The 12443-nt window shown below is 58.1% G+C and carries 18 protein-coding genes; 11 read left to right on the top strand and 7 right to left on the bottom strand.

Annotated features, from left to right (window positions below; translation table 11 throughout):
* Positions 1-9: 9 nt before the first annotated feature.
* Complete coding sequence (locus tag RZ517_RS08750) at positions 10-216, bottom strand: cold-shock protein (protein ID WP_317057200.1); 207 nt, start codon at positions 214-216, stop codon at positions 10-12.
* 256 nt (positions 217-472) lie between these two features.
* Here RZ517_RS08750 and RZ517_RS08745 point away from each other — a divergent pair, with 256 nt between their 5' ends.
* Positions 473-607: a hypothetical protein gene (locus RZ517_RS08745; protein ID WP_338551061.1), complete on the top strand. Its 135-nt coding sequence runs from the start codon at positions 473-475 to the stop codon at positions 605-607.
* Positions 608-661: 54 nt separating this feature from the next.
* Here RZ517_RS08745 and RZ517_RS08740 read toward each other — a convergent pair whose 3' ends face one another.
* Complete coding sequence (locus RZ517_RS08740; RefSeq protein WP_338551060.1) at positions 662-898, bottom strand: hypothetical protein; 237 nt, start codon at positions 896-898, stop codon at positions 662-664.
* 147 nt (positions 899-1045) lie between these two features.
* Between RZ517_RS08740 and RZ517_RS08735 the strand changes: the two genes are divergently transcribed.
* Positions 1046-1780 carry a Crp/Fnr family transcriptional regulator gene (locus RZ517_RS08735; RefSeq protein WP_338551059.1) on the top strand — a complete coding sequence of 245 codons (735 nt, stop codon included), beginning with the start codon at positions 1046-1048 and terminating at the stop codon, positions 1778-1780.
* Between the two features lie 58 nt (positions 1781-1838).
* Here the strand turns inward: RZ517_RS08735 and RZ517_RS08730 are convergent, their stop codons facing one another.
* Positions 1839-2039 (bottom strand): hypothetical protein, encoded by a 201-nt coding sequence (locus RZ517_RS08730; protein WP_338551058.1) that lies wholly within the window; start codon positions 2037-2039, stop codon positions 1839-1841.
* Between the two features lie 170 nt (positions 2040-2209).
* The gene (locus RZ517_RS08725) at positions 2210-2626 is read right to left on the bottom strand and encodes a hypothetical protein (protein ID WP_338551057.1); all 417 of its coding nucleotides are present in this window, start codon (positions 2624-2626) and stop codon (positions 2210-2212) included.
* 241 nt (positions 2627-2867) lie between these two features.
* Here RZ517_RS08725 and RZ517_RS08720 point away from each other — a divergent pair, with 241 nt between their 5' ends.
* From RZ517_RS08720 to RZ517_RS08685, 8 genes are all read left to right on the top strand, one after another.
* Positions 2868-3182, top strand: coding sequence for a hypothetical protein (locus RZ517_RS08720; protein ID WP_317057205.1), 315 nt, complete (start codon positions 2868-2870; stop codon positions 3180-3182).
* Positions 3179-3532, top strand: a complete 354-nt coding sequence (locus RZ517_RS08715) for a hypothetical protein (RefSeq protein ID WP_317057206.1) — start codon at positions 3179-3181, stop codon at positions 3530-3532. Before RZ517_RS08720 ends, RZ517_RS08715 begins: the two co-directional genes overlap by 4 nt.
* On the top strand, positions 3522-4346 hold the full coding sequence (locus tag RZ517_RS08710) for a hypothetical protein (RefSeq protein WP_338551056.1): 825 nt from the start codon (positions 3522-3524) through the stop codon (positions 4344-4346). Before RZ517_RS08715 ends, RZ517_RS08710 begins: the two co-directional genes overlap by 11 nt.
* Positions 4347-4558: 212 nt before the next feature.
* Complete coding sequence (locus RZ517_RS08705) at positions 4559-5641, top strand: DUF1611 domain-containing protein (protein WP_338551055.1); 1083 nt, start codon at positions 4559-4561, stop codon at positions 5639-5641.
* Positions 5638-6759, top strand: a complete 1122-nt coding sequence (locus RZ517_RS08700) for an alanine/ornithine racemase family PLP-dependent enzyme (protein ID WP_338551054.1) — start codon at positions 5638-5640, stop codon at positions 6757-6759. Before RZ517_RS08705 ends, RZ517_RS08700 begins: the two co-directional genes overlap by 4 nt.
* Positions 6760-7141: 382 nt before the next feature.
* On the top strand, positions 7142-7657 hold the full coding sequence (locus RZ517_RS08695) for a hypothetical protein (protein ID WP_338551053.1): 516 nt from the start codon (positions 7142-7144) through the stop codon (positions 7655-7657).
* Positions 7658-7929: 272 nt separating this feature from the next.
* Positions 7930-8559 carry a transglutaminase family protein gene (locus RZ517_RS08690; protein WP_338551052.1) on the top strand — a complete coding sequence of 210 codons (630 nt, stop codon included), beginning with the start codon at positions 7930-7932 and terminating at the stop codon, positions 8557-8559.
* The gene (locus RZ517_RS08685) at positions 8462-8794 is read left to right on the top strand and encodes a transglutaminase-like domain-containing protein (protein ID WP_338551051.1); all 333 of its coding nucleotides are present in this window, start codon (positions 8462-8464) and stop codon (positions 8792-8794) included. The genes RZ517_RS08690 and RZ517_RS08685 overlap by 98 nt, the downstream gene beginning before the upstream one ends.
* A 216-nt stretch (positions 8795-9010) precedes the next feature.
* Here the strand turns inward: RZ517_RS08685 and RZ517_RS08680 are convergent, their stop codons facing one another.
* Genes RZ517_RS08680 through RZ517_RS08670 form a run of 3 tightly spaced genes read right to left on the bottom strand, consistent with a single transcriptional unit; the run spans position 9011 to position 11420 of the window.
* Positions 9011-9640, bottom strand: coding sequence for a DNA-3-methyladenine glycosylase family protein (locus RZ517_RS08680; RefSeq protein WP_338551128.1), 630 nt, complete (start codon positions 9638-9640; stop codon positions 9011-9013).
* Entirely contained in the window at positions 9637-10365 is a 729-nt protein-coding gene (locus tag RZ517_RS08675; RefSeq protein WP_338551050.1) for a cobalt-precorrin-6A reductase, read from the bottom strand. Before RZ517_RS08675 ends, RZ517_RS08680 begins: the two co-directional genes overlap by 4 nt.
* On the bottom strand, positions 10362-11420 hold the full coding sequence (locus RZ517_RS08670; RefSeq protein WP_338551049.1) for a cobalt-precorrin-5B (C(1))-methyltransferase: 1059 nt from the start codon (positions 11418-11420) through the stop codon (positions 10362-10364). The genes RZ517_RS08675 and RZ517_RS08670 overlap by 4 nt, the downstream gene beginning before the upstream one ends.
* A 129-nt stretch (positions 11421-11549) precedes the next feature.
* Between RZ517_RS08670 and cobA the strand changes: the two genes are divergently transcribed.
* Positions 11550-12401: a uroporphyrinogen-III C-methyltransferase gene (gene cobA, locus RZ517_RS08665; protein WP_338551048.1), complete on the top strand. Its 852-nt coding sequence runs from the start codon at positions 11550-11552 to the stop codon at positions 12399-12401.
* Positions 12402-12443: the final 42 nt, after the last annotated feature.

Raw genomic sequence — 12443 nt, 5'->3', positions numbered from 1 at the left:
TTGCATTGTTCAGGCAAGCGCGATGTTGGTTGCGCTTTCGCGGCCGTCGCGGCCGGCCTCGACATCGAAGGTCACCTTTTGATCGTCTTTCAAAGTAGTCATCCCCGACTTCTCGAGGGCGGAGATGTGCAAGAACACATCCTTGCCTCCTGTGTCAGGTGCAATGAAGCCGAAGCCTTTGGTGGCGTTGAACCATTTCACTGTGCCATTGGCCATGTGAATTTTCCTTGATTAATCGCTGCCCGCGACATGCGGCAACCCGGCTTCTCACAACAGTGTCTAGCGCTGTGAGCCGGTAAAGGAAAACAGAGGGTCGAATGGAGTTCAGTAGCAAGTTGTATGTGGTGGTTTCCTGGCAATGTTACAAGGTGCGGGCTAACTAATCGCCAGTATTTCCTTTGCCAAAGGAGCTTCTATCCCCTAAAGATCACAAGCTGCTGGATACCCTGGCAGCCAGAAAAGGAAAGCCAGAATGTCGTTCAACGACTTGGCGAAGAAAGAGGCCGCCGACAAAAAGGCCTCTCAAGAAAAAGACAAGCAGTTGCGGAGTGCAATAGAACAGCCTCCTGAATCAAAGACCGAATCGACAGATCTGAAAACGAGTTGAGAGGCGCGATTGAGCATTTAGGCTTCGCTCATATCCAGCGTAAGAGGGTCGGCGTTACGAGCGTTGCGATAGGTTGCCGCCAATGATGATCTCGTTGATCAGTTTGGCGGCTGCCCCATGCAATTTGCGCTCGTCCTCCGGGTCTTGAGCATTCTCGTGGGTCGCAGCCGCATCCCGAAGAACCCCCACGATCTCGCGTTCCGGCAGTAGATTGCGATCTTGCAGGGCAAGTAGGAGCGCCTCGCAAATCGAAAGGGCGGCCATGCCTGCGGCGTCTCGTTGCTCTGACATCGGGGCATTCCTCTTTCGTTCGTTGTTTTGCGACCGGGTTGGGTCTTGATCGCCCTAAATTCACAAAGAGTTTGGTATCCCGTACTGATCGAAAGCAGTGTCGGCGCCGAATTCTTCCATGAGTACGAGCCGGTTCGGGAGGGACCGATGATGAACATCAAAGCCAGTCCACTCACCCAAAAGCTCTCCGCGTTTGTTGCACTGTCGGAGACTGAGCTGGCCGTTCTTGAGCGTTTGCACCAACGGAGGAAATCTTTCTCTGCTGGGCGCGACTTGGTTCACCAGGGCCAATCCGAACAGGCAGCATACATCCTGGCGGCGGGCTGGGTCGTTTCTTACAAGATACAGGCTGACGGGACGCGGCAGATCGTTGATTTCCAGATACCGGGGGATTTTCTGGGGCTGCGCAGCGTGCTTTTGCACACGTCCGATCATGGGATTGAGCCAATCGTCGAGATCGAAGCTGCGGAAGTCCTGGGGAGCGATCTTCTGCAAGCCTTTGCAGAGACACCCCGGCTGGCTACGGCCATTCTCTGGGCCGTGTCGCGGGATGAGGCGATGGTTGTCGAGCATCTGGTTGGGTTGGGGCGGCGCGATGCGGATGCACGCATGGCGCATTTCCTGCTGGAGCTTGGCGTGAGACTGTCCCTCGTCGGTATGGGAAGTCGGCAAGGCTATGCCTGCCCGCTCACGCAGTATCATCTGGCTGATGCGTTGGGGTTAAGCGCCATCCACGTTAACCGCGTCCTTCGCAAGCTCCGCGAAGGCGGGCTCGTCACGTTTCAGAGCGGGCTTGTTACGTTCGATGACTACGAGGGACTGGTTGCATTGGCGGATTTCGATCCGGCTTATCTCGATCAGTCACGACCTCTTTTGCCGTGAAACGACCGCCCCAAGTCAGGCTTTGGGCGGCCCTGCAGTCTTTTCACAGTTACTGACATTACACCAATGCGCGGCTTGCCTGCTTGAGTTCGTTGTGTGCCTCTTCGTCGTTTTCGGCTTCATGGGCCTTTTCAGCGGCCTGATAGTGCTTTAGCGCTGCGGCCTTCTTGGGGCCTTCTGGCGCCTTGTCCCATGCAGCCTTGACCGAGGCCATGTGTTTCACGGTCTGGTTTTCCTGGGTTTGGTTTTCTTCACTCATGGAATTGCCCTTTCCTGGACGGTCCGAGGAAAAGAGGCGCAAGGAACATACAGTACGAAGGAATGCACTACATGTTTCCCGCGCCTCTGAGATACTCGGGAAATGCCACCTTAACTTGCGGTGGACAGGTTCATCTTTCCGGATTCTCTGCGTCGCCGCACTGACATGGGTTAGCCCGTTTGAGCCAGATAGAAGAACCATGTTAGAACCACGACGCCTATGAAGGCCATCATTGTCCAAGACATCGAAAGCTTTGGAAAACTGATGGTGCCTGTTTCGAGTGATTTCGTATCACGAAGCGGTGCGCGCTTCGGCAACAATGACAGCAGCTTTGCTGCTCTGCTCTCGCTAGCCAGCGCCAGCGCCGGAATGTCGGTTATCGCTTCAAAATGCGTCGTCAGTCGGACTTGCGCGTCATCCGGGCACAATTGTGAGAGCTCACGCGCCTCGGTCCATGGTTCCAGGTCAAGGCGCGCGAGCGCTGACAAGACCGTAACGGCCGCACCGGTTCTGTCCTCGCCCACTTCCGCAAAAAGAAAGGCATCGTAGTCACTGCCATCCGGGTGAAGTACGTCTGAGGCGGACACTGGTTTCCTTTCGGCGTGAGACTGATGCTAAGACTTGCACGGAGGTGTCTGAAACCGCGGAACGGCTTTACCTACCACCCTGACAGCAAAGAACCCGGCGGGGGCTAACCTCGATCAGCATCGCCCCGCATGGGCTCGGATAATGTGCACTTAGCAGCCTTGCCTTGGCGAGGTATTCTTTTTGACGTTTGCCACGATGGCGACGGCGGAAAGTCCAACATCTTTTCAATGGAGACCCGGGTTGTTCACGCGTTCGACCAGATCAACGGTGACGTTTTCAAACGACTTCACGATCGGCTACAGCCAGCTAGAGCTTCCGCCCGGCACATATGAAATCCTTGTCGAAGAAGAGCTTATACAAGGCCTCAGCTTCGAGGCTTACCGGCGCACCGCGACATACCTGATGATCCGGGGGCGCGGGAGCCATGCGGGACAAACGACGATGCAAATGACCACAAAGGAGGAGCTCGAACATGCCATCGCATGTGATCGGGCCCTCTCCGAAACCACCAATGACAGCGAAGCGGCGCTTTCCCCGCTGGAGGACACGAAATGACCACACCCGAATGGCTGAAACCCGGCATCTACGGCGCGCTCCTTGGCGCGGCGTTTGTCGGCATCGTTGGATTCTCGTGGGGAGGATGGGTGACCGGAAGCAGCGCCGAGAAGATGGCGAGTGAGATGGCGGAGGACAGCGTTATCGCAGCGCTCGTGCCCTTCTGCCTTGACATGTCCCGCACTGACAATGAACGCATTGCAAAGCTGGTTACGATCCGTGAGGCGTCGTCATTCAAGCGGCGCGACGCTGTGATGGAAACCGGTTGGGCAACGATGCCCGGATCAGATGGCCCGAACCGCGATCTGGCGCAGGCTTGCATCGAAGGTCTCGACCTTGATGCATCGTAATGACCTCAAACTGTCGCCTGTTTCGTCCAAGAGCACCTTAGGCGTGCTCGCCACAGTGTTTTTCACGGAATTCCTTGCGGTCGCCATTGTCGCGTTCATCGCGATCGGATCGCCGTCTTTCGCCCAATCTCAATCGGCCCCGATGCCCGCGAATGCGCGGCCCAAAAGCTATGGCGAGGGATGGGAGTGTGATCGTGGATACCGGCGTGACGGTGATACCTGCCTAACCATCATCGTCCCGCAGAACGCCTATGCCACCAACCGAACCTATGGCGCAGGCTGGGAGTGTTTGCACGGGTTTCAGGAGGTCGATGACGAGACGTGTCTTGAGGTCGTTGTGCCCGATGGCGGATATCTCGACCCGTCCGGGAAGAGATGGAACTGCCTTCGTGGTTACATGAAGGTTGACGATCTTTGCCTAGAGATCGATCTGCCTCCAAACGCTTATCTGGCCGACAATGTATATGGGTCTGTCTGGCTATGTAATCGGGGTTATGAGATCGAAGGCGACACATGCATTGCTATTGCCGTTCCCGAGAATGCCTTTCTGAACGGAGCTGGGTACGGACAGCCATGGACATGTGAGCGGGGTTACTTCGAACGCGAAGATACCTGTGAGGCTGTCGTCGTTCCGGAGAATGCCTATTTCTACGATGCAAGCTATGGCCCAGGCTGGAAGTGTAATCGCGGCTTTGCACAGTCTGACGATGGCTGCACAGCGATTGACCTCCCTGAAAATGCGCATCTCGACCGATCGGGAAACCGGTGGGAGTGCCATAGGAATTTTCAGCGATCGCGGGGGGTTGCGTCCTGAACGACTAACGCGCGCAATCCAGACTGAAATGCGGCGTTCCTTCCGAACTCATCTTTTGATCGGACCCGACGGGCCCGCTTTGTAAAGGAATAATCATGGAATCGGAAAATGCAGAAAACCTGACGGCCAGGCTGTCAGTGATAGGCCCGCAAGACCCACCTGACGTATCCGCATCCCGTCGAACTTGCGGCAGAAAAGCTATAACAAACTGGGTGCCCACAGCGGTTGTCTATTGTGAAGGGAACTTCGGGCAAGTCGACGGGAAGACCGCAAATGGGCTTGTCCGTCACAGCCAAGCCTACCGCATTCTTTCGGTCATAGACAGCAGACTTGAAGGGCGCGACAGCGGGCAGGTGCTGGACAATGTGAGTAACGCCATCCCCATTGTTGAAGACCTCGAGGCTGCTGTTACAGGAGCGGCGCAAATCCCCGACACATTGATCTATGGGATGGCCCCCTCTACAGGGAGGATGTCACCTACAGATCGAGAGGTTGTGCTGGATGCAATCGCTCTCGGCATGAACATCGTCAGCGGTCTGCACGAATACCTTGGTGATGATCCCGAGATCTCGAGCGCTGCTCACGCAGCCAACGTGACGATCCGCGATATCCGTAAACCCCGACCAAGCAAGGATATGCGCCTGTTTGATGGACGCGTGTCCAAGGTGAAGGCAATCCGCATCGCCGTACTGGGAACGGATTGTGCAATTGGCAAGCGGACGACAGCGACCGTTCTGGCCAAGGTGTTGAACGCGCGTGGCATCAAGACGGTTCTCGTTGGCACCGGCCAGACGGGGCTCATGCAGGGCGCGAAATACGGGATTGCCATGGACGCCGTGCCACCGCAGTTTTGCTGCGGGGAACTTGAACGCGTGATTGTCGCGGCGTCTCACGGCGACGAACCAGACGTCATCCTGATCGAAGGACAAGGCGCGCTCAGCCATCCGGCTTTTTGCACATCGGCGTTCATTCTTCGCGGCAGCCAGCCGCATGCTGTCGTTCTTCAACATGCGCCCAAGCGTGCCCACCGCTGCGACTTTCCCACCATGCCAATGCCCGAGCCGAAAAGCGAAATCGCCCTCATCGAAGCTTTTGCAGACACACAGGTGATTGGTGTCACAATCAATCACGAAACGATGACGGACGCCGAGGTCGATCGTGCAATCGACAGTCTTTCACGCGATCTCGGAGTTCCGGTGACGGACGCGCTGACCCGGCCGGAGGTGCACCTGACCGACATGGTCCTGACCGCCTTTCCACAGTTGCGGCCCGTGCCTCTCGTGGCCGCGGAATGACCACGCCGCGTGTGGAGATTGATCTGGGCAAGATCCAGGCAAACGCGCGATGTCTCGTCCGTCGTCTTGGCGCCCGTGGACTCTCGGTCACCGGTGTAACCAAGGCAGTGTGCGGGCATCCTGACATAGCCAGGGCGATGCTGGACGGTGGCGTTGTCGGTCTGGCCGACGCACGCATCGCAAATGTCGTTCGGATGCGGATCGCAGGGATCAATTGCCCAATTTCGATGATCCGCGCGCCGCTACTTAGCGAGATGGAAGACGCAATCCAGCATTGTGACGCGAGCTACAACACGGAGATGGACACAATCCGGAAGCTTGGCGCCGCCGCAAAGAAACTGGGTACCTCGCACGATGTTATCTTATTGGCTGAAATGGGGGATATGCGCGAAGGCATTTTGCCGGAGAACCTCAACGAGTGCGCCGCTCGCGTCATCGCAACACCTGGTGTCGCGCTCAAAGGCATCGCTGCGAATTTTGCCTGCATGGGCAACGCGGCACCGACGGGCGGCGACATGGCCATGCTCTCGAGACTGGCCGACCAAGTCGAAGGCGCTTGCGGACCTTTTGTCGAGCTTGTGTCAGGAGGTGGCTCGGCCAATTTGCCATGGGCGCTTGGTGAAGGTTCAACCGGGCGGGTCAACAACCTCCGCCTGGGTGAGGCGATCCTATTGGGCACCGACCCCGTGACAGGGCATCCGATAGCCGGCCTTCATACGGACGCCTTTGCCCTTTTTGCCGAGGTGATCGAAGCCAGGGACAAGCCAAGCTCAATACCACCTGCGTCAATTGCTCCGGAGCGTGGGATGTTGAAATTGGTTCGGAGTGATGACCTGCGAGCCCGAACTGTCCTTGCTGTCGGGCAGCAAGATACCGAAACAAGCGGCCTTAAGTTTCCCTCAGGAATCATACTCATCGGTGCGACTTGCGACCACACCGTGGTCGATACAGGGAAAACTGCCGTGCCCGTTGGGTCCGAGATGAAGATGGGGGTGAATTACAGTGCGCTTATGCGGGCGATGAGCGCCCCGGATGTCGCAAAGACCGTTCATGGCAAGCAAAAGGTGAACGGAAGTTTCAATGACTGCGAGACCCAACATTACCTGACGCTGGTATGACGCCCAGTTGATCGACCGCGTGAACTACGAAAGTCATATCTCGCAGACTTTTCCGACACCGCGCCATCGTAATAGGGCCGGTCAATACACATATACAAGTAAGCCGCATTCGAGAATTCGAGCCTGATTGAGGCCCGGAAATTCCAGCGGAAAACCCAAAAAGGATGAAACTCATGTCTTTCAAAGACCTGACGACCAGAGCTGCTGCCATACTGAAACCCAAACCTATGGAACCGTTGAAAAAAGAACCGGCAATCAAAGCGCCGGACACTGCTTCGAAACCGGGTTCTACGGGTCCGAAGAAAACCTGAAGCATGCACCGCAAGGGGCTGGTTTTGCTCCATGCCGTGGAGCAGCAACTAAACTGAAAGGATCAAACGCAATGGACGACCAAACCTCCAAGACAGTCGCGGTTTTTGACCGGCCTTTCAATCTTCCCGGCTTCGACGAAACGCTTCCTGCCGGCGAGTATGATATCGAGACAGAGCTCGCCTCACCGCCCGATCACAAGGATCCCGAAGCCTGGAAGGCCTCAGTCGTGGTCCATCTGCATCGACGCCTGTCCCATCCGGGATTGACGCGAAGTCTGTCCGTGTCGCTGGCGGACCTCGACCGTGCCCGTGCGAAAGACAAACTGTCCGGTAAGGACCTCTCGCAGGTCTTTCTCGAAGACATGCTGGACGATCCGATGGTGCAACTGGTCATGCAGGCGGACGGGGTTTCGGAGGCGCAACTGCGCCATCTCTACTCGGGAACGCGAACGATACAGACAGACAAGGATGTGCTCGATCCCGAAACCGGAACCGAACCGATGCCATGGCAGGACCGTTCGGACATTCATGACGCCGAAAACGAAGGGATGTTGAGAAGGTCGCGCATGCCATCTGTTTCCGAATGACGTCGAAGGCGCAATTTCACAGGTCAGATGCACGCGAGGATCCAATGCGATCACCAGTCGAAGACACCCTTATGGATCACCCCAGCCGCGCGCTTGGAGATGTGCCGAAGCTGCGATTCTGCTTGCGTTGTGATGCTTCGTTTTGGAGCGAGGGGTTCGGCCAGCGCATCTGTGCAAGGTGCAAAGGTACGACAGCATGGCGCGCGGCAGTGCCCGAAGGCGCCAGCAAAGGTCGGTCTCGCTCCGGCCGTCGGTCGACTTAGGTCTGCTGCATGCCGACGATCACGATCGCACACACGACCACCTATCGCTATCGCACCGCCGTGGTCCTTGGACCGCACAGGCTGATGCTGCGTCCTCGCGAAACGCGGGACCTTACATTGACGGCTTTCGATCTTGAGATCACGCCGACGGCCCGCATTGACTGGTCCCACGATGTCGCCGGAAACGCCATCGCTATCGCCAACTTCGATGTCGCAAGGGAGACGCTTTCGATCCGGTCGCACTCAACCGCCATCCTGAACGCGCCAGACTGGCCCGTCTTCCCAATTGCTGCCCCTGCGACGTCCTACCCGTTCCTCTACTCCACCGAAGACTGGACAGATCTCGGGGCGCTTTCTGCGCCACAATACCAAGACGACGCAGGGCGCTTGTCAAACTGGGTCGAACAATTAGTGATGCACAGGCCAACGGATACCCTGTCGCTCCTGAAGGACGTCAGCAATGGCATAACAGCGCAGATCACATATGAGATCCGCGAGAGCGAAGGCACGCAAGGACCACTCGAAACCCTCGACCGGGGCTGTGGCTCGTGTCGCGACTTTGCGGTCCTCTTTGCCGAGGCTATCCGAACGCTGGGTTTCGGGGCGTCTGGTGTCCGGCTATCTTTACGACCCCAGTAATGACCGGCTCGGATCTGCCGGCTCGGGCTCTACACATGCATGGGTCGAAGTCTTCGTTCCCGGGACCGGTTGGATCCCGTTCGACCCTACGAACAGGTCGGTGGGGTCGGCCAATCTGATTCCGGTGGCCGTTGCGCGGAACATATTACAGGTCGCTCCGGTAACCGGCAGCTTCCAGGGAGAAGATACCGATCTCCTCGCAATGGAGGTGGTTGTGCGTGTCGACGATCAGTGATTACGCCGATGTGAAACTGGACGTCCATTCGCCGACTATCTTGCGGTGTTCGGACGGTTTGTCCGGGTGCCTTTTTTGGCAGGGCAAAAGACCGCTTCGGCGAAAATGGCCGCAGCGCGGCGAAACGTATATCGCAGATGCGAGCGGTTTCTGCGTCAGCGAAAGCTGCAAGAGAATATGCCCGCTTTGTCCGCACAGCGGACTACCCCAGCATCTTCACCGCACCCCTTCCCGGTTCTTCATCACCCGGTAATACGCCCAAAGCTGCCGTGCTGCGACTGAGCGCCAGGGGGACCAGGCCTCGGCCATCTCTCTCAGAGCCCGGTCTTTAGGGCGTTCAGGTAGATCATAGAGAACCCGAGCCGCCTCCTGCAGGGCCAGGTCTCCCGGTGCAAACACATCCGCGCGGCCCAATGAGAACATAGCGTAAATCTCTGCCGTCCAGACACCGATGCCTGGCACTTCGGTGAGCGTGGCAATCACGTCCTCCGTGGGGGCCATTCGCAGAGAACGGTACTTGATCCCTGCCCCGGCCAGCGCCCTCGCATAGCGCATCTTCTGACGGCTCAGGCCCACCGCACGCAGGTCATCATCGCTGGCCCACATGATCTTGCGCGGCCCGGTCAAACCGGCAGCCTTCATTCGCCCCCAGATGGCCTGCGCCGAAGCCACACTGACCTGTTGGCTGACAATCGCACTAAGGAGTTCGGCAAACCCATCCGGCTTGCGCCGCAGCGGCAATGCGCCGGTCTGAGCATAGGCATAGGCCATGCGAGGGCAGATTTTACATAGTTCCTGAACCCCCTCTTCCACATCGTCGGGTGTCTGGATAATGCGTTCTTTCATAGGTTTTGCACCCATGCCAACGCCTCTTCGACGGTTGTCACGCGTTTGGCGTCGGGCTGCGCCGGGCGATTGAGCATGATCACGCGAATGCCCAGATGGCGTGCCGCTTCAAGCTTGGTGCGAGGGATGGTGCCCCCGGCATTTTTGACGATCAACCACTCGACCCCCAACTCTTTGAAAAGACTTACTTCATCATCAAAGGAAAACGGCGGACGGCCGATGCAGTATCGTCCATTGGGAAACGGAAACGGACCATCGGGGGGATCAATCTGGCGGCAGATGAGCGTGCAGTTTGCCAGGTTCTCAAACCGCAACAAGGTCTGCCGCCCGGTGGCCAGGAAAACGATGGCCCCCTCCGGAATATGCGCTGCCGCCTCTTCCTCACGGTCCAGACAAATCCAGTCGTCTCCGGGCTCTGGCATCCATGCCGGGCGCAGGAGCTGACAATAGGGTATGTTTTGCTCGCGACAGATGCGTTCAGACCGGTGTGAGATGCGATCCGCAAAAGGATGTGTGGCATCCAAAACGGACTTAATATCATGTGTTTGCAGGTAAGACTTAAATCCATTCTCTCCGCCAAACCCGCCGCTATCTGTTGGAATCGCAAGAGGGCTCGGTGCTCGGGTGACCCCGGCAAGCGAGGCACGTGCCTTGATGCCTTTGTCGTGCAAAGCTTGGGCGATGATCTTGGCCTCGCCGGTTCCGGCCAAAAGCAAAAGCGTCATGATCCCGGCCTCTGCCCGGCGCGCGCGATGATATCGCCTTGCCGATCTATGACCAAAGCATCGCAAGAAACCGTATCGGGGAGCATGGACTGCACCTGTTCACAGGCTGAAGATGCTATCCATTCGGCCATCTCTTTCCCAACAGTTTCATAAACTTGCAGCGCTGTATTCATGCCAGCCAACTCAGGCTTTCGCAATGCATCGGCCAAGCCATCAAAATCCACCTGACTGCGTCCTGAATGCAGATCACGCGCACCTTGGGCCAGCTTGGTCATCTTACCGATCCCGCCACCAATGGTGATATGCGGAACGGGATGTTTGGCGAGGTACTTGAGCAAACCACCGGCAAAATCGCCCATATCCAGCATCGCGTGGTCGGGCAGATCATAGAGCGCCTGAACCGCCTTCTCGCTGGTGGCCCCGGTGCAGCCCGCCACATGCGTGAGGCCCGTTTCACGCGCCACGTCGATGCCGCGATGGATCGAGGCAATCCAGGCGGCACAGGAAAAGGGGCGGACGATGCCCGTCGTGCCAAGGATCGACAACCCCCCTTTGACGCCTAGGCGGGGATTCCATGTTTTCTGCGCCAACGCCGCCCCACCGGGAATCGATACGGTAATCTCAATATTTGGTGCATTGCCTGTTCGCGCAGCCATCTCTTCAACGACCTCGCTCATCAACTGCCGCGGCACCGGATTGATCGCAGGCTCCCCCGGCGGAATCGGCAGCCCCGGCATTGTCACGGTGCCCACGCCCTCCCCTGCGCGAAACACTACACCACCCGATGAGGCGCTGACACGGGCGCGCACCTCGGCCCCGTGAGTGACATCCGGGTCGTCACCTGCATCCTTGATGATCCCGGCCTCGGCCCAATCTGGACCCTCCGCCCAGTGGGACAGTGAAAACTCTGGCTGCTCTCCACCAGGCAGCGTGATGCCCACCGTATCGGGCCGCCCTGCCCCCCACAGCCCCACCAACGCCGCCTTGGTGGCGGCGGTGGCACAAGCGCCTGTGGTCCAGCCACGGCGTAAAGGTCCATCGGGTTTGCGAGCCATATCGCGCGGACTATAGGCACGGCCTGCGCCCACGCCAACGGCCAAATTACTCCGCGAATGTCGCCTCTTAGCGTGCAACCGGTCGTTCCAGGGCTTTCAAGCGCCGCCAAAGCCCGGCATAGAAGAGACATGACTGAGTCTGTGACCCTGCCCAATGCCGACTGGCCGGTGCTTTTGCCCGGCTGGGTGTGGTTGTGTGGGGCGGGTCCCGGCGACCCGGGTTTATTGACGCTGCACGCGCTCAATGCCCTGCGTCAGGCGGATGTGGTGGTCTATGACGCGCTGGTTGAGGACCGCATTCTCGACTGGGCGCCGCAGGCTGAGCATATCTATGCAGGCAAACGGGGCGGCAAGCCCTCTGCCAAGCAGCGCGACATTTCCCTGCGGCTGGTCGATTTGGCCAAAGCGGGCAAACGGGTACTGCGCCTAAAGGGCGGCGATCCTTTTGTCTTTGGCCGCGGTGGCGAAGAGGCGCAGACGCTGGTGCAGCACGGTGTGCCCATTCGCATTATCCCCGGCATCAGCGCGGGCATTGGCGGGCTGGCTTATGCCGGTATTCCCGTCACGCATAGAGATGTGAATCAATCGGTGACCTTTGTCACCGGCCATGACCAATCGGGCCAAACGCCAAGTTCGCTCAACTGGCGCGCCATCTCCGAAGGCAGCCAGGTGCTTGTTATCTATATGGGCATGAAACATGCCGGCCCCATCACGTCCGCCTTGCTTGATGCCGGACGTGATGCAGATGAGCCCTGTGCCGTGGTGTGTTCCGCCACGACGAGTGACCAGCAGGTGCTGGAGACGACGCTGGGCGCGATGGCAAAAGATATTGAAGACAGCGGGCTGGAGCCACCTGCAGTCTTGTGTGTCGGACGCTCGGTGCTGATGCGTCAGGCACTCGACTGGCAGTCCATGCTGGAGGGTCATGCGCCACGCAACCTCGATCCTCTCGGCCGGGGGCGACCGGCGGAAAGCGCTTGATTTTCATGGCGATGCGCGCGTTTCCTGCGATGGATTTGAGTA

Source organism: Roseovarius sp. S88, assembly GCF_037023735.1.
Classification (GTDB): domain Bacteria; phylum Pseudomonadota; class Alphaproteobacteria; order Rhodobacterales; family Rhodobacteraceae; genus Roseovarius; species Roseovarius phycicola.
This window is presented reverse-complemented; position numbering and strand designations above follow the sequence as displayed.